Source organism: Mycobacterium sp. IS-1264 (assembly GCF_001954195.1).
In the GTDB taxonomy this organism is placed as follows: domain Bacteria; phylum Actinomycetota; class Actinomycetes; order Mycobacteriales; family Mycobacteriaceae; genus Mycobacterium.
This window is the reverse complement of record NZ_MBES01000086.1, coordinates 1-18,639: the sequence shown is the minus strand read 5'-3', so window position 1 is coordinate 18,639 and position 18,639 is coordinate 1. Positions and strand designations below refer to the sequence as shown.

General features: G+C 65.1%; 15 protein-coding genes. 8 read left to right on the top strand and 7 right to left on the bottom strand.

The window, feature by feature from the left end; all coding sequences use genetic code 11:
• Positions 1 to 225 precede the first annotated feature (225 nt).
• From A5744_RS22785 to A5744_RS22770, 4 genes are read left to right on the top strand one after another with little or no spacing between them, the layout of a single operon-like run.
• A complete protein-coding gene (locus A5744_RS22785; RefSeq protein WP_076064645.1) occupies positions 226 to 1,893 on the top strand; it encodes a nitrite/sulfite reductase in 1,668 nt (555 codons plus the stop codon).
• Positions 1,890 to 2,633: a phosphoadenylyl-sulfate reductase gene (locus A5744_RS22780; RefSeq protein WP_076064644.1), complete on the top strand. Its 744-nt coding sequence runs from the start codon at positions 1,890 to 1,892 to the stop codon at positions 2,631 to 2,633. The genes A5744_RS22785 and A5744_RS22780 overlap by 4 nt, the downstream gene beginning before the upstream one ends.
• Positions 2,612 to 3,343, top strand: coding sequence for a sirohydrochlorin chelatase (locus tag A5744_RS22775; protein WP_170874571.1), 732 nt, complete (start codon positions 2,612 to 2,614; stop codon positions 3,341 to 3,343). The genes A5744_RS22780 and A5744_RS22775 overlap by 22 nt, the downstream gene beginning before the upstream one ends.
• A 24-nt stretch (positions 3,344 to 3,367) precedes the next feature.
• Positions 3,368 to 5,317 (top strand): gamma-glutamyltransferase family protein, encoded by a 1,950-nt coding sequence (locus tag A5744_RS22770; RefSeq protein ID WP_240563159.1) that lies wholly within the window; start codon positions 3,368 to 3,370, stop codon positions 5,315 to 5,317.
• Positions 5,318 to 5,333: 16 nt separating this feature from the next.
• Here the strand turns inward: A5744_RS22770 and A5744_RS22765 are convergent, their stop codons facing one another.
• The 6 genes from A5744_RS22765 to A5744_RS24750 all read right to left on the bottom strand — a co-directional run bounded on the left by A5744_RS22765 (position 5,334) and on the right by A5744_RS24750 (position 10,342).
• The gene (locus A5744_RS22765) at positions 5,334 to 6,416 is read right to left on the bottom strand and encodes a TOBE-like domain-containing protein (RefSeq protein ID WP_076064642.1); all 1,083 of its coding nucleotides are present in this window, start codon (positions 6,414 to 6,416) and stop codon (positions 5,334 to 5,336) included.
• A 13-nt stretch (positions 6,417 to 6,429) separates the two neighbouring features.
• Positions 6,430 to 7,248, bottom strand: coding sequence for a sulfate ABC transporter permease subunit CysW (gene cysW / locus A5744_RS22760; protein WP_076064641.1), 819 nt, complete (start codon positions 7,246 to 7,248; stop codon positions 6,430 to 6,432).
• A complete protein-coding gene (gene cysT / locus A5744_RS22755) occupies positions 7,245 to 8,129 on the bottom strand; it encodes a sulfate ABC transporter permease subunit CysT (RefSeq protein WP_076064640.1) in 885 nt (294 codons plus the stop codon). The genes cysW and cysT overlap by 4 nt, the downstream gene beginning before the upstream one ends.
• Positions 8,126 to 9,172, bottom strand: coding sequence for a sulfate ABC transporter substrate-binding protein (locus A5744_RS22750; protein ID WP_076064639.1), 1,047 nt, complete (start codon positions 9,170 to 9,172; stop codon positions 8,126 to 8,128). The genes cysT and A5744_RS22750 overlap by 4 nt, the downstream gene beginning before the upstream one ends.
• 310 nt (positions 9,173 to 9,482) lie before the next feature.
• On the bottom strand, positions 9,483 to 9,686 hold the full coding sequence (locus A5744_RS22745) for a hypothetical protein (RefSeq protein ID WP_240563158.1): 204 nt from the start codon (positions 9,684 to 9,686) through the stop codon (positions 9,483 to 9,485).
• Positions 9,687 to 9,904: 218 nt separating this feature from the next.
• A complete protein-coding gene (locus A5744_RS24750) occupies positions 9,905 to 10,342 on the bottom strand; it encodes a hypothetical protein (RefSeq protein ID WP_076115645.1) in 438 nt (145 codons plus the stop codon).
• 615 nt (positions 10,343 to 10,957) lie between these two features.
• On the opposite strand from A5744_RS24750, the gene A5744_RS22735 reads away from it, so the two are divergent.
• Complete coding sequence (locus tag A5744_RS22735; RefSeq protein ID WP_076064636.1) at positions 10,958 to 13,009, top strand: glycoside hydrolase family 15 protein; 2,052 nt, start codon at positions 10,958 to 10,960, stop codon at positions 13,007 to 13,009.
• A gap of 15 nt (positions 13,010 to 13,024) precedes the next feature.
• On the opposite strand, the gene A5744_RS22730 is transcribed toward A5744_RS22735, so the two are convergent.
• Positions 13,025 to 13,816: a methyltransferase domain-containing protein gene (locus A5744_RS22730; protein ID WP_076064635.1), complete on the bottom strand. Its 792-nt coding sequence runs from the start codon at positions 13,814 to 13,816 to the stop codon at positions 13,025 to 13,027.
• A gap of 1,088 nt (positions 13,817 to 14,904) precedes the next feature.
• Here A5744_RS22730 and A5744_RS22720 point away from each other — a divergent pair.
• The 3 genes from A5744_RS22720 to A5744_RS22710 form a co-directional block, all read left to right on the top strand.
• On the top strand, positions 14,905 to 16,470 hold the full coding sequence (locus A5744_RS22720; protein WP_170874570.1) for an AMP-binding protein: 1,566 nt from the start codon (positions 14,905 to 14,907) through the stop codon (positions 16,468 to 16,470).
• Positions 16,439 to 16,864 (top strand): phosphopantetheine-binding protein, encoded by a 426-nt coding sequence (locus A5744_RS22715; protein WP_076064632.1) that lies wholly within the window; start codon positions 16,439 to 16,441, stop codon positions 16,862 to 16,864. The genes A5744_RS22720 and A5744_RS22715 overlap by 32 nt, the downstream gene beginning before the upstream one ends.
• 39 nt (positions 16,865 to 16,903) lie before the next feature.
• The coding region (locus A5744_RS22710; RefSeq protein ID WP_170874569.1) for a condensation domain-containing protein at positions 16,904 to 18,639 on the top strand (1,736 nt) is incomplete at its 3' end.

The following is an 18,639-nucleotide window of genomic DNA, read 5'->3' as shown; positions in this document are numbered from 1 at the left end:
TCATGGCAGAATGGGCGCGTGACCGTCGCCAACCGCAGCCTGCGTATCGCCCTAGTGGCGCGGCGGCATATCGACCTCAAGCGCGTCTGTAGCTGTTGCTGTCTGCCTTGACGTCGTAGACCCAGCCCACCTGTACCTCCAGCTGGCCCCCGGATCTGCGCAGCCCGGAGATACCGGTTTCCTGCGCGCTGATGGCTGACAACGTTCGCGAAGGAGAACCCCCGAATGACCACGGCACGTCCCGCAAAGCCCCGGAATGAGGGCCAGTGGGCGCTGGGTGATCGCGAGCCGCTGAACCCCAACGAAGAAATGAAACAGGCCGGCGCCCCCCTCGAGGTCCGCGAGCGCATCGAGAACATCTATGCCAAGGGCGGATTCGAGAGCATCGACAAAAGCGACCTGCGTGGTCGTTTCCGCTGGTGGGGCCTGTACACACAGCGCGAACAGGGTTACGACGGGACGTTCACCGGCGACGACAACGCCGAGTTGCTCGAAGCCCAGTACTTCATGATGCGGGTGCGCTGCGACGGCGGCGCGCTGTCGAGCGCCGCGCTGCGCACGGTGGGACAGATCTCGACCGAGTTCGGCAGGGACACCGCCGACATCTCCGACCGCCAGAACCTGCAGATCCACTGGGTCGAGGTGGAGAACGTCCCGGAAATCTGGCGCCGGCTCGCCGATGTCGGTTTGCAGACGGCCGAGGCGTGCGGTGACTGCCCGCGCGTGATTCTGGGCTCGCCGCTGGCCGGCGAGTCACTCGACGAGGTGCTCGATCCCACCTGGGCGATCGAGGAGATCGTGCGCCGCTACATCGGCCAGCCCGACTTCGCCGACCTGCCGCGCAAGTACAAGACCGCCATCTCGGGTCTGCAGGATGTCGCGCACGAAATCAACGACATCGCGTTCATCGGCGTCAACCATCCCGAGCACGGTCCGGGGCTGGACCTGTGGGTCGGCGGCGGCCTGTCCACCAACCCGATGCTGGCCCAGCGGGTCGGGGCCTGGGTCCCGCTGGACGAGGTGCCCGAGGTGTGGGCGGCGGTGACGTCGATATTCCGCGACTACGGCTACCGGCGGCTGCGGTCGAAGGCACGCCTGAAGTTCTTGATCAAGGACTGGGGCATCGAAAAGTTCCGCGAAGTTCTCGAAACCGAATACCTCAAGCGCCGCCTGATCGACGGCCCGGCGCCCGAGCCGGTCAAGCATCCGATCGATCACGTCGGGGTGCAGCGGCTCAAGAACGGGCTCAACGCCGTCGGGTTCGCACCGATCGCCGGCCGGGTATCCGGCACTATCCTGTCGACCGTGGCCGAGCTGGCCGAGCGGGCCGGTTCCGACCGGATTCGGTTCACTCCCTACCAGAAGCTGGTGGTGCTCGACGTACCCGATGACAAGCTCGACGATCTGATCGCCGGCGTCGAGGCGCTGGGGCTGCGGTCCAAGCCCTCGCATTGGCGCCGAAACCTGATGGCGTGCACCGGGATCGAATTCTGCAAGTTGTCGTTCGCCGAAACCCGCGGCAAGGCACAGGGTCTGGTGCCCGAGCTGGAGCGTCGTCTCGAGGACATCAACTCCCAGCTGGACGTGCCGATCACGGTCAATATCAACGGCTGCCCGAACTCGTGCGCACGAATCCAAGTCGCCGACATCGGGCTCAAGGGTCAGATGGTCGACGACGGCCATGGCGGCTCGGTCGAGGGCTTCCAGGTACACCTGGGCGGCAGCCTCGGCCTGGACAGCGGGTTCGGCCGAAAGCTGCGTCAGCACAAGGTCACCAGCGACGAGGTGAGCGACTACATCGACCGCGTGGTGCGAAACTTCATCAAACACCGCAATGAAGGAGAACGGTTCGCGCAGTGGGCGATTCGCGCGGAGGAGGCCGACCTGCGATGAGCGATCAAGCAACGATGCCGAGCGAGGCCGCACTGCGTGAGCTGGCGGAGCGGGGCGCCGCGGATCTCGAAGGCGCTAGCGCGGCCGACCTCCTGCGCTGGACCGACGAGAACTTCGGCGGCATCAACGGACCCCGCGGCTGGGCCACGTGCAACTACGTGGTGGCCTCCAACATGCAGGACGCCGTGCTGGTCGATATGGCGGCCAAGGTGCGGCCGGGTGTGCCGGTGCTCTTCCTGGACACCGGCTATCACTTCGTCGAAACCATAGGCACCCGCGACGCGATCGAATCCGTATACGACGTAAGGGTTCTCAACGTCACGCCGGAGCACAGTGTCGCCGAACAGGATCAACTGCTGGGCAAAGACCTGTTCGCCCGCGATCCCGGTGAGTGCTGCCGGCTGCGCAAGGTCGCCCCGCTGGGCAAAGCGCTGCGCGGTTATTCCGCCTGGGTGACCGGACTTCGTCGCGTCGAGGCGCCGACGCGCGCCAACGCTCCGCTGATCAGCTTCGACGAGGCGTTCAAGCTGGTGAAGATCAACCCGCTGGCGGCGTGGAGCGATCAGGACATGCAGAACTACATCGACGAGCACGATGTGTTGGTCAATCCCCTTGTCTACGAGGGCTATCCGTCGATTGGCTGCGCTCCCTGCACCGCGAAACCCGCCGAGGGCGCCGACCCGCGCAGCGGCCGCTGGCAGGGGCTGTCGAAGACCGAATGTGGGTTGCACGCCTCGTGACCACCCTGGTGCTCACGGCACACGGAAGTAGGGATCCACGATCGGCGGCCAGTGCGCGCGCCGTCGCGGACCGTGTGGCGCGCCTGCGGCCGGGCCTCGACGTGCGCCTTGCGTTCTGCGAGCTGAACTCCCCCAGCCTGCCCGACGTACTGAGCGACTGTCGCGACGCCGTCGTCACCCCGCTGCTGTTGGCGAACGCCTACCACGCCCGCGTCGACATCCCGGGCCAGATCGCCCAATCGGGTGTCGATGTTGCCCAAGCCGATGTGCTGGGCGAAGATCCACGGCTGATCTCGGTGCTGCGGCAGCGGGTTACCGACCTAGGTGTCTCAAGGCACGACGACGGGGTTGGCGTGCTGGTGGCGGCGATCGGGTCGTCCGACGCCATGGCCAACGCGCGGACTCGGCGGGTGGCAACCCACCTGCTGGCGGGCACGAGCTGGGCGGGCGCGACGACGGCGTTCGTGACCCGTCCCGAACCGTCGCTGGCCGAGGCGGCGGGCCGGTTGCGGCGGCAGGGCGCCCGACGGATCATCGTCGCGCCGTGGTTCCTGGCGCCAGGGCGCCTGCCGGACCGCGTGCGAAGTTTCGCCGACAACGCCGGCATGGAACTGGCGAAACCGTTGGGCGCGCACCGGTTGGTGGCCGAAACCGTGCTGAATCGCTTTGATGAGGCCCGCAAATCTGGACTCCAGGGCATCGCGGCCTGATCCCCGTTCAGTACACTTCGTTGCTTGAACACGCCCTTGCCAATCGGAGCCGCGCTGGCTGCGCTGGTGCTGTCCCTGGCCGGATGTAGCGGCGGAAACCATCCGGCCGCGCCCAACGCGGCGGGCCCGTGCGAGATCGTGGCGAATGGGTCACCGGTGCCCAAGACTCCGTCGACGCCCGCGGTTTCGCCGCCGTCGTCGCGGAACACCGCGCAGAATCCCGAGATCGCGAGCGGCTACCGCAGCGACATGACCGTCGTGCAGACCGCTCACTACGCGGTGGCCACGGCCAACCCATTGGCGACCCAGGCGGCCTGCCGGGTGTTGCGGGACGGAGCGACGGCCGCCGACGCGTTGGTGGTTGCTCAGGCGGTGTTGGGGCTGGTCGAACCGCAGTCCTCGGGCCTCGGCGGCGGCGGGTTCGTGCTGTACTACGACGCCCGTAGCGGCGCGGTGCAGGCCTACGACGGCCGCGAAGTCGCCCCCGCGGCGGCGGGTGAGAACTACCTGCGCTGGATCAGCGACAGCGATCGGGCCGCACCCAGGCCCAACGCGCGCGCCTCGGGGCGCTCGATCGGAGTCCCGGGGATCCTGCGGATGCTCGAGCTCGTGCACAACGACCACGGGCACACGCCGTGGCGCGACCTCTTCAACTCCGCAATGGCGTTGGCCGACGGCGGTTTCGACATCAGCCCCCGGTTGGCCGCCGCCATCTCCGACTCGGCGGCTCAGCTGCGTGGCGACGCGCAGGCGCGCGGGTATTTCCTCAATCCCGACGGCGGACCCAGAGCCGCGGGGACGCGGCTGACGAACCCCGCGTACTCAAAAACGTTGTTCGCCATAGCCTCCGGAGGCGTCGGCGCCTTCTACACCGGCGCCATCGCCCGCGACATCGTCGCGGCGGCCGCCGACACCTCGGAGGGCCGCACGCCAAGTGAGATGACGGGCGGGGATTTGGCAGGCTATGTCGCCAAGAAACGCGAACCGCTGTGCACGACGTATCGCAGCCGGCAAGTCTGCGGCATGCCCACGCCGTCGTCGGGCGGCGTCGCGGTGGCAGCCACGCTGGGAGTCCTCGAGCATCTCCGGATGGCTGACTACCCGCCCAGCCGTGTCGATCTCAACGGGGGCCGCCCGAGCGTGATGGGGGTGCATCTGGTTTCCGAAGCCGAGCGGCTGGCCTACGCCGACCGCGACAAATACGTCGCGGATGCCGATTTCGTCGGGCCGCCCGGGGGCTCGCTCAACGCGCTGATCGACCCCGGCTATCTGGCCGGTCGCGCCGCGCTGATCTCCCCGCAGCACTCCATGGGGATCGCCAAGCCGGGCGACTTCGGGATGCCCGCCGGTGTCGCACCACCGGCCCCGGAGCACGGCACCAGCCATGTCAGCATCATCGATTCCTACGGCAACGCGGCCGCGTTCACCACGACCATCGAGGCGTCGTTCGGGTCCTTCCACATGGTCGACGGATTCGTCCTCAACAATCAGCTCACCGATTTCGCCGCCGAGCCCCGCACGTCCGACGGCGCACTGGTGGCCAACCGCGTCCAGCCGGGGAAACGGCCACGAAGCTCGATGGCGCCGACGCTGGTGTTCGACCCTTCGCCGGGTGGCCGGGGCCCGCTGTACGCGGTGACCGGCTCGCCCGGCGGTTCCACGATCATTCAGTACGTCGTGAAAACACTTGTGGCGATGCTGGATTGGGGACTCAACCCGCAGCAGGCCGTCTCCCTGGTCGATTTCGGCGCCGAGAACTCACCGCTTACCAACGTCGGCGGCGAGGACCCCGAAATCAACGCCTCGGATAACGGCGACCACGACCCGCTGGTGCAAGGCCTCCGCGCGCTGGGACATCAGGTCAACTTGGCTGATCAGTCCAGCGGGCTCTCGGCGATCACCCGCAGCTCGTCGAAGTGGACCGGCGGCGCCGACCCGCGCCGCGACGGTTTGGTCATGGGAGACAACGCATAACGGCCGCCGCCGCCCGCTACGCCGTCGTCAGCGTCGTCTGGTCTTCGTCGGCGTCGCCGAGACTGCCGGTGTCGCTGCCGACGATCGGCGGCACCCGGGTCGCGCGCACGTAAACGGTGTCGCCTTCCCGCAAGGCCAGCGCCTCGGCGTCACCCCGGGTGATCTGGGCGGTGAACGCCCCGCCGGTGGCCGCGCTGGTCAACTCCACGCGCACCTCGAAACCCAGCGCCACCACCCGGTCGACGACGGCGCGCACGACGCCGATGGACTCGGCGGTGCCGTCGCCGCCGGCGATCGCCATGTCCGGTTTGCGCCCCACCCGAATGTCGTGTGGTCGGACCAACGCGCCGTTCAATGCGGAGACCGCACCCAGGAACGACATCACGAACGCGTTCGCCGGGGAATCGTAAACCTCAGTGGGAGAACCGACTTGCTCGATTCGTCCCTTGTTGAGCACGGCGATTCGATCGGCGACGTCCAGCGCCTCGTGCTGGTCGTGGGTGACCAGCACCGTGGTGACGTGGACTTCGTCATGCAGGCGCCGCAACCAGGCCCGTAGGTCCTCGCGGACCTTGGCGTCCAGGGCACCGAACGGCTCATCGAGCAACAGCACTTCCGGATCAACCGCCAGCGCCCGGGCCAACGCCATGCGCTGTCGTTGGCCACCGGACAGCTGGTTGGGGTAGCGGGTCTGGAATCCGCTCAGCCCCACCACTTCCAGGAGATTGTCGACCTTCTCCTTGACCTCGGCCTTCGGCCGCTTGCGAATCCTGAGCCCGTACGCCACATTGTCGCGAACGGTCATGTGCTTGAACGCCGCATAGTGCTGGAACACGAATCCGATGCCGCGGCGCTGTGGCGGCACCCGCGTCACGTCACGACCGTTGATCGTGACGGTTCCGGTGTCGGGGTGATCGAGGCCGGCGATGGTGCGCAGCAGGGTCGATTTTCCTGACCCGCTGGGGCCCAGCAACGCCGTCAGCGAGCCGGCGGGTACGACGAAATCCACGTCGTCGAGCGCGACGAAATCGCCATAGCGCTTGTTGGCCTCGCGCACGACGATGGCATTTTCGCTCTGGTCGGTCTGGGCGGCTGTCATAGAGTCCCCTCGTTCACACCTCTCTGGCTGCTCGGGCCCGGCGGGCGTCGACAACCACCTGGAAGATCAGCACCACCACGGAAACGGTCATCAGCAGCGTCGACAGCGCGTAGGCGCCATACTCGGCCCCACGGTTGTAGCGGTCCGAGACCAGCAACGTCAGCGTCTGCGACTTCCCCGGCAGGTTGGACGACACGATGATGACCGCGCCGTATTCCCCGAGCGTACGGGCGACGGTCAGCACGATGCCGTAGGTCAGGCCCCACCGGATGGACGGCAGGGTGATCCGCCAAAACGTTTGCCACCACGTGGAACCCAGCGTTGCGGCGGCCTCCTCCTGGTCGGTTCCCAACTCGTGCAACACCGGCTCGACCTCGCGCACGACGAAAGGCAGGGTGACGAAGACGCTCGCGAGCACGATGCCGGGCAGGCCGAAGATGATCTTGAACCCGAGATCGCGTTCGACGAAGCCCAGCGCACCGGCCGAACCCCACAACAGGATCAACGCCACGCCCACGACGACGGGCGACACCGCGAACGGCAGATCGATGATCGCCTGCACCACGCCCTTGCCGCGAAACCGGTTGCGCGCGAGCACCAATGCCGTCGGAATACCGAAGACCACGTTCAGCGGCACCACGATGGCCACCACCAGCAGCGACAGGTTCAGCGCCGATATGGCCGCCGGGGTACTGATCCACTCGACGAACCGGCCGAACCCGGGCTGAAAGGTGCGCCACAGGATCACCGCTACCGGAACGATGAGCAGCACGAAGACGTATGCCAGCGCGACGTACCGGATGGCGTAGCGAACCCCCGACGAAGATCTCATGCGGACAACTCCTGGCGTTTGGCCGCGCGCGCGCCAACGACACGCAGCAGGAGCAGCACCACAAACGAGAGCGACAGCAGCACAATCGATATCGCCGCCGCGCCGGTGCGATCGTCGTTCTCGATCAGGGTGCGGATCCACTGCGACGACACTTCGGTTTTCCCCGGGACCGCACCACCGATCAGCACGACCGAACCGAATTCGCCGATCGCACGCGAGAACGCCAGCCCCGCACCGGATAACAACGCGGGGGTCAGCGACGGCAGCACCACCGAGGTGAAGACCTTCGGCCCCGAGGCGCCCAGCGATGCCGCCGCCTCCTCGGTCTCGCGATCGATTTCCAGCAGCACCGGCTGAACCGCACGCACCACGAACGGCAGGGTGACGAAGGCCAGCGCCACCGCCACACCCCACGCGGTGTGCTGCAGATGAAGCCCCACCGGGCTGTTGTTTCCGTACAGGGCGAGCATCACCAGGCTGGCGACGATGGTCGGCAACGCGAACGGCAGATCGATGATCGCGTCGACGAGCCTCTTCCCGACGAAGTCGTCGCGCACCAGCACCCAGGCGATCAACAGACCGAAGACCAGGTTGACGACGGTGACTCCGGCGGAAATCGTGAGCGTCACCCGGAACGACTCCACCGCGGCGTTCGACGTCACAGCCAGCCAGAACGCGCGCCAACCGCCGCCCGCGGCCTGCCACGCGATGGCGGCCAGCGGCAACAGCACGATCACCGAAAGCCACACCAGCGCCACACCCACTCGGAAGGACGTGGTGCCCGACCCGCGCGAGGGCCACCCGCGTGGAGCCCATCGACCGGCGGCGCCGTCGAGTTCCGGCCGGATCGCCGGGGGGTCCGGTGTAATCGCGGCCGTCATCCGGTGGCCTGCATGTAGATCTTGGTGATCCTGCCGGTGTTCTTGTCGAACAGCTGCGGATCCGCCGTGCCCCAGCCGCCGAGTTCGGCGATCGTCCACAGCTTCGCCGGCGCCGGGTACTGGTCGCGGAAATCGGCAGCGATCGCCGGGTCGACCGGCCGGAACCCCGCCTGCGCCCACAACTTCTGCGCCGCCGCGGTGTACTGAAAGTTCTTGAAGGCCCGCGCCGCATCCAGGTGCGGGCTGGTGCTCACCACCGCCACCGGATTCTCGATCTTGAACGTCTGCGGCGGGGTGACATGCTGGACCGGCTTGCCTTGTCGCTCAGTGGCGATGGCCTCATTCTCGTAACTGATCAACACGTCACCGCTGCCCTGGACGAAGACGTCCGTGGCTTCCCGTCCCGATCCGGGGCGCAGTTTGACGTGCCCGCTCACCAACTGCCGCACGAAATCGACGCCGGCATCGGCGTTTTGGCCGCCGCTGCTCTTCACGGCGTACGGGGCGAGCAGATTCCATTTGGCCGAACCCGAACTGAGCGGACTCGGCGTGATGACCTCGACACCGGGGCGCAGCAGGTCATCCCAATCCTTGATGTTCTTGGGATTGCCCGCGCGCACCACGAGAGTCACCACCGAGCCGAACGGGATGCCCTTGGTCGCGTCGGTATTCCAGTCCTTGGAAACCTTGCCGGCCTTGACCAAACGACTGATGTCCGGTTCGACCGAGAAGTTCACGACGTCGGCCGGTTTACCGTCGACGACCCCGCGCGACTGATCGCCGGAGGCGCCGTACGAGGTGATCACCTGCACGCCCTTGCCCTCCTCGGAGGCGTTGAACGCGGGGATCACCTTGCTCCAGCCGGGTTCTGGGGCGGAGTAGGCGACCAGGGTAAGGCTCGTATGGGCGTTCGCCGGGCCGCCACCACCGACGACGTCGCTGGGGCCGCCCTGACACGCCGCGACGACAGCGGCAACCAGCCCGAGCGCTCCGGCATAGCGAACCCGCCGCCGGCGCAGCGCGCCTGCGATGTCGTCGAACATTGGTGGCCTTCCAGTACGGGACTATTGATATCGATCCGTAACTGCGGAAAGGCGCCGAGAATTTCAGTAGGAGCTACGAACTCAGACCAGACCGCGCACGGGTTTGGGAGTCAGCGACAACAGTGCACGAATACATAGCAGTCCAAAACACCGGTTGCTGCGTGCATGGCGCGAAGCCTAACAGGAATTCGTGGGGCTGCCACCGGACGCCGCATCGGCCACCGGCCTCAGTGCGTTAGCAGCCACGCGACGATCACCAGTACCACGAGCGTGACGAGAATCAACGTCACGTGCGAGCGGGGCATGCGGGCTAACCGGCCGCCCCGTCGGCGTGGCGGGCGCGGCGCATAAGCCCGATGCCCCTGCCGAGGAGACCGTCCAGCAAAGTCGCCGTGATGTAGGCCACCACCAGCACGACGGGCATCACCACCATGGCCTGTAACACAAAGGCCAAGCCCGAAAGCCACAGCTCGTTGCCGTCCCACCAATTCAGGAACGCGTTCACCGGGCTCACACTATTCGCCCCGGCACCGGAAACCAATGTGCCGAGAACGGCCGGCGCCTGCCGCATCCTCCAATCCGGGGCAACGACGGATCGCCGGCGGCAGACCGGTGGGCAGGATGGCTGGCCTGCTGTTGGCCCGCGCCAGCGTAAAAGTCACCGTGATGGAAAAGCACGCGGTGCCGGCGCCGCCGCATTCGCGACAGCACCGGCACCGCCCTGTCCAGGGATTACCTGCCGGCGCCGGGACCGGCGTTGATGCCGCCACCCGTGTGGCCGCCCACGCCGCCCTGAACCGGACCCAGGTCAACGCCGCCGCGGGTGCCGCTGCCGGCACCACCGCTGACGCCGCCGGGACCGGCGTTGACACCGCCACCCGTGTTGCCGCCCACGCCGCCCTGAACCGGACCCAAGTTAAGGTCGCCGCCGGTGCCAGTGCCGGCACCACCGCTGACGCCGCCGGGACCGGCGTTGACGCCGCCACCCGTGTTGCCGCCGACACCGCCTTGCACCGGACCCACGTTGACGCCGCCACCTGCACCACCGTTGACGCTGCCGCCGTTGTCCGGGTCAGCGCTGGCCATCCCCGCGCCCAATCCGAAAGCACCAAGTGCGCCCGCCATGGCCGCGGCAAGGATCCATCTGCGGAGGTTGTGAAGTGTTTCCATCGCATTCTCCATTCGTTACTGAATGGGGATATCCGGCTTGATCCCCCCGGGCAGACTCTCCACCCATCTGGTGCCCTCCCCGACTAGACGCCGCGGAGGGTCACCCCGTGATGACGCTATGCGCGGCGGCACAGCTTTGCAACGTCGGCGCGTATTGGACTGGCGTACAACGCTCGAGCCCTTACGGACTCGTATTATGCTGGCGCAGAAGGCAATACGCAGAAACGGCCAGCTGCGCACCGTCGCCTCGTTGCTGATCCCGCAGTTCGGCTCTACCAAAGTCTTGCCACCACTGGCGGTCTCGTACGTGCGCATCCCGGGCTCGACGATATCGCCACTAACGATGCGACGAGAATCTTTGAGGCGCAGCCGGTCTGACGCGTGTATCAATAGCCCAGCGACGATCGCCAATTGTGCGCCGGCACGCTGGTGAGCCACGCACCCCGCCGGCGGCGCATCAACGCGATGCCCGTGCCGATGAGGCAGTCCAGCAAAGCCTCGTGGCGCGGGCCACCACTCGCATGACGCGCCGCACAACTATGGCGGGAAGGTCACCGCCAACGCTTATCAGCAAAATCATGGACGGCGAGCAGGTCGACAGTCGATGATGTCGAAATGGTGCTGCACGCTCAACCTGCCGACCAACCGGCCGACGCCGTCCCCGGGGAAGCCCTCGAAACGGCGCCGGAGAGCAGTCGCGAATCGGCCTTGGCGTCGCCGCTCGATTTCAGCGCGCCCGCACCCTTTGCGTCCACGGGAGCGCTGCGCAACCCGTTTCCGCCGATTGCCGATTACGCGTTTCTGTCCGACTGGGAGACGACCTGCCTGATCTCCCCGGCCGGTTCGGTGGAATGGCTGTGCGTGCCCAGGCCGGACTCGCCGAGCGTGTTCGGCGCGATCCTGGACCGCAGCGCCGGCCATTTCCGGCTGGGCCCCTACGGCGTCTCCGTGCCGTCGGCCCGCCGCTACCTTCCCGGCAGCCTGATCATGGAGACCACCTGGCAGACTCACACCGGCTGGCTGATCGTGCGCGACGCGCTGGTGATGGGGCCCTGGCACGACCTCGAACGTCGCTCGCACACGCACCGTCGCACCCCGATGGACTGGGATGCCGAGCACATCCTGCTTCGCACGGTGCGCTGCGTCAGCGGCACCGTCGAACTGATGATGAGCTGCGAGCCGGCATTCGACTATCACCGCGACACCGCGGTCTGGGACTACTCGGCCAACGCGTACGGCGAGGCCGTCGCGCAGGCGGGCCGGCAACCCGACAGCCACCCGACGCTGCGGCTGACCACGAACCTGCGCATCGGCATCGAGGGGCGGGAGGCCCGGGCACGCACCCGGATGACCGAGGGCGACGACGTCTTCGTCGCGCTGAGCTGGACGAAGCACCCCGCGCCGCAGACCTACGCCGAGGCCGCGGAAAAGATGTGGCAGACCACCGAATGCTGGCGGCAATGGATCAACATCGGCAACTTCCCCGACCATCCGTGGCGGGCGTATTTGCAGCGCAGCGCGCTGACGCTGAAGGGTCTGACCTATTCCCCCACCGGTGCCCTGCTGGCGGCCAGTACCACGTCGCTTCCGGAAACGCCTCAGGGGCAACGCAATTGGGACTACCGCTACGCCTGGGTTCGCGACTCGACGTTCGCGTTGTGGGGGCTTTACACGCTGGGCCTGGACCGCGAGGCCGACGATTTCTTTGCCTTCATTGCCGACGTGTCCGGCGCCAACAGCAACGAGCGTCATCCACTGCAGGTGATGTACGGGGTTGGCGGCGAGCGCAGCCTCGTCGAAGACGAGCTGCACCACCTGACCGGCTACGACCACGCCCGCCCGGTGCGGATCGGCAACGGCGCCTACGACCAGGTCCAGCACGACATCTGGGGCTCGATCCTGGATTCGTTCTATCTGCACGCCAAGTCACGCGAGCAGGTTCCTGAAACCCTGTGGCCGGTGTTGAAGAAACAGGTCGAGGAGGCGATCGCGCATTGGCGCGAGCCCGACCGCGGAATCTGGGAGGTGCGCGGAGAGCCGCAACACTTCACGTCGTCGAAGGTGATGTGTTGGGTGGCCCTGGACCGCGGGTCCAAACTGGCGAGGCGACAGGGCGAGAAGAGCTATGCCCAGCAATGGCGGGACATCGCCGAGGAGATCAAGGCGGACATCCTGAAGCACGGCGTGGATTCCCGCGGCGTGTTCACCCAGCGCTACGGCAGCGACGCGCTGGACGCCTCGCTGCTGCTGGTGGTGCTGACCCGATTCCTGCCGCCGGACGATCCGCGGGTGCGCAACACGGTGCTCGCGATCGCCAACGAGCTCACCGAGGAAGGCCTGGTGCTGCGTTACCGCGTCGAGGAGACCGACGATGGGCTGTCCGGCGAGGAGGGTACGTTCACGATTTGCTCCTTCTGGCTGGTGTCGGCGTTGGTCGAGATCGGCGAGGTGGCCCGCGCCAAGCGACTCTGCGAGCGGTTGTTGTCCTACGCGAGCCCGTTGCACCTCTACGCCGAGGAGATCGAGCCGCGTACCGGCCGGCACCTGGGCAACTTCCCGCAGGCGTTCACCCACCTGGCGTTGATCAACGCGGTGGTGCACGTGATCCGCGCCGAGGAGGAATCCGACGGCTCCGGGATGTTCCAGCCCGCCAACGCGCCGACGTAGCGGTTCAGCTCACCGTCAGGGCCACCGGCCCGTATGCCCTTGTGCTCCACGGTTTTTGGCCGAATCTCCTGAACGTCGGCCGCGAACCCACTGAACGGGCCCAACATTCTTGGTCTGCACGCCGGCGAAGCCGTGGTCCTTCAGAATGTCTCCGACCTCGTCTTGGGTGAACACGTAAGGATCGAGGCTCGGTAGCCTGCGCCAGAATCGGACGGCGTGGCGAGCAACGGGGACCACCACCGCCAACTGTCCGCCCGGTCGCAGCACCCGCATCATCTCGGCCAGCGCGGCAGCCGGGTCCGGCATGAATTGCAGCACGCCGATCGAGACGACCGCATCGACCGTCTCACCGCGCAGTGGGAGCCGCTGGGCGTCCGCGCGTAGGAACCCGAGCTGTGGCCCCGATTGCGCACGAACCGCGCGCGCCAACATCGCCTCGGAGCGATCGAGGCCCAGCACCAGTGCGTCCGGCCCCCCCGCGCGGGCGATGGACGCGGTGACGCTGGCGGGACCGCAGCCGACGTCGAGGATGATGCCGCCCTGCGGGATGTCGAGCCAGTCGACTGAGGGCTGAAAAGCGCTCACCAGCTTGCGCAACACCGCTTGGGCATTGTCGTAGACCATCGCCGCCGCCGGCGAGGCCCATAACGCCTGGATCGCGCCGGTTTTGTTCGGCGATGCCGAGCCTTCTCCCACCGATCCAGCGGCCAGCAGATCGAGGTAGCCCCTTGTGACGTCCGGCTCGGCGGGCGGATCGGCGAGCAGTTCCAGCGCCCTACGCAACGCCGGGGGCAACGCTGCGGTCAAATAGGTAACCTCATTTCTTCGAATGCGTTAATTGATTTCTTTCGAGTGTGTTAATTAATTTCTTCGAGAGCGTTAATTAATGGGCATCGACAATTCGGGGCTGTTATTAGGCGCGCGATCAATTTGGCCATTTTTATTAGGCGCACGACAAATTTGATCTATTAGACGCACGAGCAACTATTGACCCCGCCCTAGCAAACTTAATAACCACGTTGCAGCCTACGCTACGGGATCGAAGAGGTCGACTGGCGACTTTGGTGATAACTGGACGAGATGTGACACGACGAAGGCGCTAAACGGTCACCGACCGTGAACGCGGGGCCGCGTTGCCGCTCAGCACAGGTTTATCGGATCATCGCGCCTCAGCGGGCAACCGGGTCCCGAGCAGCGCGTCGAAATCGACGCCAGATCTTATGTCGCGACTGACGCTTTTCAGGTTGCTGTGAGCGACTCGTAACGCTTGCGGCCGCTTGCCACGAAGGCCGCTCAGTCACGCGCCCAATTCCATGCCGGCCGAAGGCCGACACAATTTGGGCCTTGTGCAGCGAGAGCGATGTGAGCCATGATGAGCTGGGAGAGAGAGGAAGTTAGAGAGAAGATTCGTCGGCGGTCAGCACGCTCACCCCTCCTACGAAACGCGGGTGCTGCACCGGTTGGAGGATGCGATGGTCGAGTTTGCGGTCCACCCGGGGACAGTGTTGCTCAAGCGCATCGCCGCCGAAGGCGACCGCAATCCCGACCGCCCGCCTAGCGGGCCAGCGTTTGTGCAAGTGGTCAGCGGCCATAATCACATCTCCCGATTTGCACCATTCGGCCCATCGGGCCCCACCAAACCTTCGGCGGGTGGCCCGAAATCTTATGCCGCTGCCCCACGAGGCAGCTCATTATGGCGGCGAAAAACCGTCAGAATACCACTCTACATGCCGCTACACGGCAAACAATATTTGAACTCATCGGGCCCCATTTTCCCATTCTACGAGACAGCTTCCCGGGTGCGATTTTTCGGAAAGCTTTTGCGATCGCGAATTACGTACGTAACCGCATAACAGCGCCCCTAAAAATCCGACCCGGTTATGAGAGGTGCGACGATGAAATCCCTGGGTGCAAATCTATTGCCAGACACCTTCGTTTCCCAACGTTCCGTACTTGTTGACCTCTGCGAGTCGATCGAAGGCAGATCGACAGCGATACCGATCATCCGCGCTCGCTCCACGCTCGATGCGCGTGAGATCGTCGCCGCAGGTCGGGCCGAATCGGCGATGGCCCCAGATCTCGCGGGCACTGTCGTACCGATCGTCGTGCAGGAGCCACAGGACGCCTTGGCCGGGCTTTTCGCCGTGGCGCTTGCCGGCGGCGTGCCACTTGTGCTGTCTGGTTCACGAACGTATGAGTCGGCTACGGCGGTGCAAAGACGCATTAACGATGTTGCCGAAAAGGTCAATGCTCGATTCGTCTACCTACACGGAACGTGGCAACAGGTATCAAAGGATTCACAACCCGACGTCGCTCACGAGGAAACGGCCTTTTTACAGTTCAGCTCGGGGAGTGTCGGCAGCCCTCGGCCGCTGCGGATATCACATCGCGCCCTCAGCGCTCAATTGGAGATATTGGCGGATGCCACCGCGGTCGGATCGGACCCCGTGGCGGGCTCGTGGTTGCCACTGTCGCATGACATGGGACTTGTCAGCACCTTGCTCGGTTTGTCGCTCGGGTGCCCCTTGTTGCTGTGGAGCCCAGAAGAGTTCCTGACGGCGCCGGCCCAGTGGATCGAGCAGATGGCGACTCACCGAGTGGGCTTTTGGCCGGTCATTCCCGCGGGGATGCATATCGCGACCAAGGCATTGGCATCGCGCGGCCGCCGCCTCGGTGCGCTGCGAGCTGTGCTCGTCGGCGCCGATGTCATACGCCCTAATGTCTTAACGGCATTCGAATCAACGGCCGGCTGCGGCGAAAATGTCGTGCGCCCTTGCTACGGCCTCGCCGATGCGACGCTGATGGTGACCTGCGCTCCCGGGGATCGGCACTGGCGGACGGTGGATGCGCCCGAAACCCCCGATCGCAGCGAGCGATATACCCGACTGGTATCTGTTGGCCCACCCGCGCCCAACACCGAGGTATGGATCGAGGTCGGGGGTCATCCTGTCGGCGAGCGCATCATCGGCGATGTAGTCGTGCGGTCGGCTTCCCGCTGCTCGGGCCCCTTCGGGGGCGAAGTGGTCCCCGCGTCGGTTCCGGTGCACACCGGCGACCTGGGGTTCATTGCCGACGGCGAGCTGGTCTTTACCGGTAGGGCGGCCGAAGTCGTACGGGTCGCCGGGCAGGATTTTTTGCCCACCGAGGTGGAAGACTTCCTGGTCCGGACGGGCTTCGGCAAAACGGGGCGCGTTGCCGTAGTCGGAGTCGACAACGACGCGGCGACCCAAATGGTTGCAGTGATCGAAAGCGGATCCGACATCAGCGATGAGGCGGCAACGGCCCGCCGTCGCGAGCTCCTGGGAGCCGCCAGAGCGGCCGGTCTGCCGCTGACAGGAGTCAGATTCGTACCGCGGAACTGGCTAAGCAGGACAACCAGCGGCAAGCTGCGCAGGCGCCGAATTGCCGCAGATCTCATGGAGGCGGGCAATGACCGGCTCTGCCAACGCGTCGCACAATGACAAACCCGAGATTCACACTCCGAAAAAGACGGCGCCGGTAAGCGGCACGCCGCTAACCCGCGATCGCGTGATCGCTGAGATCATCCGCGCCGTACGCGCCATGCGCCCGTCCTTTTCTGAGCGGGAACTAAATCATCAGACCAACCTGTCGCTGGACTTGGGCCTCGAGTCAGCGTCCCGGGTGGAGCTCCTGCTGGAAGTCGAACGCGCTCTCGACGTTCCCTTGAATATTGGAGAAGTGGTGGTATTTGTCGAGCTCACGATCGGCGAGCTCGCCAATCTCATCGTACCCAAAGCCGAAGACGAGGACACGGACCGATTACCTAATCCTGGGCGTGCTCTCCACGATAACGGCGATAGTCGCCTCTACCGGGTAAACCCCAAAACTTCATAGCCGGATTGACGGCATCAGCGTCCGTTGTGGGAGGTAGTCGTGTCGGACCGTCGCATCGCAGCATCATCTGCGCAAGAGGCTTTATGGTTTGCCCAGAAATTAGTTCCCGATCCGCCAAATAACATCTCCTGCCACCTTGAAATCTTGGGCCCACTGGATCACCGCGTCATGGCGAAAGCTTTGCGTGACGTCTGTCGCGAAGCAACGACTTTGCGTGTCACCTTTGTTCAAGACGAAGCCGGACTGTGGCAAACGCAGGGCGACCCGGACGCCTGGGAACCGGATTACGTCGATGTCAGCCATACGGATAACCCGGAATCCGCTGGACGCATCATCATATCGGCGATGACTCATCGCGCGTTCGACCTAAGTCACGATATCTTGTACCGCGCGGGGCTGATCAAGCTAGATGAGGCGCGCCATACGTTATTCGTGGTAGTCCACCACATCGTCTGTGACGGATTTGGGCTGCTCGTCGCTGTCCGGCGCATAGCGGAGGTGTACACGGCCGCGACGTCGAGCGTCAGCCCTTCCCGATCCAAGTTTTGCAGTCCCGAAGTGATCGCCAGCGACGATTTGGAATATAGATGCTCCGAGAGCTTTGTTTCGGACAAAGAATTCTGGGCCAATTACACGACGGCTTGGCCGGAGCCGCTGGCGATCTCCGAACGTCCAAATTCCCCGCAACCGCCGACGTTGCATCAGAGCTTGGCTCTCACCGGAGACGATGCAACTCTCCTCAGAACTGCTGCGGGTCGCGCTGACCAGTCCCTGCCGCGTTTTTTGACCGGGTGTCTGGCCGGTTTCTTTAGTCGAGCGTGTTCGCCATCGGAGTTTTCGATTCGACTAGCGGTCGCTAACAGGTTCGGCACCGCGTGGAGCACGCCCTGCATGCTTTCCAATGTCGTTCCGGTGCGCATCAACATGGCGCCAGGAATCCGATTCATTGATTTTGCGAAATCACTGGACCGAGAGATCAGCACACTGGTTGCCCATTCCCGATATCAGATCTCGGCTATTCAGCGCGATGCCCGCCTGTTGAACGGACAAAAAAGCCGATTTGGACCCGTTATCAATGTTCTGCCATTCTTCGGGAACATCAAATTTGGCGAAAGCCGTGCAGTTTTTCGGGGCGCCTCTTTCGGAGCCTGTGATGATCTCCTGATCTCGGCATATTACGACACGGGTCAAGGCGACAAGAGCCAGGGCGGTGATGTTTATGTCCAACTTGATGCAAACGGGCTGCTCTATGCGAAGCACGATCTGTTCCGTTTGGCAGCTCAGCTGACGTCTTTTTTGCATGAGGTCTCGGTTGATCCGGAGCGGCGGATCGATCAGATCGAGATCATCGATGCGGTCGAACGCGACCAGGTCGTGAACCGGTGGAACGACACCGCCACCCCAATACCGCGCGGCAGCGTGCCAGAACTGTTCGCCGCCCAAGCCGCCCGCACACCCCAGGCGCTCGCGGTCGAAGACGACGACGAGACCCTGACCTATCACCAACTCGACGCTCGGGCAAACCATCTCGCCGCCCAGCTGACCACCTATGGAGCCCGACCCGAAACCATCGTCGCGGTCGCACTGCCCCGCTCCACCCGATTGGTCACCGCGCTGCTGGCCATCTCCAAAACCGGCGCGGCCTACCTGCCTATCGACCCGAACTACCCCAGCGAACGCACCACATACATGCTCACCGACGCCGCCGCCGATCACCTCGAGCTGGCGAAACGGGTTTGGTCGCAATGGCATTCGTTGGCGTTCGACGTCTCGGT

Coding starts and splice junctions, on each gene's coding strand:
- A5744_RS22765 (WP_076064642.1), bottom strand. CDS start 6,416: ATGACAGCCGCCCAGACCGACCAGAGCGAAAATGCCATCGTCGTGCGC.
- A5744_RS22720 (WP_170874570.1), top strand. CDS start 14,905: ATGAAATCCCTGGGTGCAAATCTATTGCCAGACACCTTCGTTTCCCAA.
- A5744_RS22780 (WP_076064644.1), top strand. CDS start 1,890: ATGAGCGATCAAGCAACGATGCCGAGCGAGGCCGCACTGCGTGAGCTG.
- cysW (WP_076064641.1), bottom strand. CDS start 7,248: ATGAGATCTTCGTCGGGGGTTCGCTACGCCATCCGGTACGTCGCGCTG.
- A5744_RS24750 (WP_076115645.1), bottom strand. CDS start 10,342: ATGGAAACACTTCACAACCTCCGCAGATGGATCCTTGCCGCGGCCATG.
- A5744_RS22735 (WP_076064636.1), top strand. CDS start 10,958: ATGGTGCTGCACGCTCAACCTGCCGACCAACCGGCCGACGCCGTCCCC.
- A5744_RS22715 (WP_076064632.1), top strand. CDS start 16,439: ATGACCGGCTCTGCCAACGCGTCGCACAATGACAAACCCGAGATTCAC.
- A5744_RS22775 (WP_170874571.1), top strand. CDS start 2,612: ATGTGGGTTGCACGCCTCGTGACCACCCTGGTGCTCACGGCACACGGA.
- A5744_RS22750 (WP_076064639.1), bottom strand. CDS start 9,172: ATGTTCGACGACATCGCAGGCGCGCTGCGCCGGCGGCGGGTTCGCTAT.
- A5744_RS22785 (WP_076064645.1), top strand. CDS start 226: ATGACCACGGCACGTCCCGCAAAGCCCCGGAATGAGGGCCAGTGGGCG.
- cysT (WP_076064640.1), bottom strand. CDS start 8,129: ATGACGGCCGCGATTACACCGGACCCCCCGGCGATCCGGCCGGAACTC.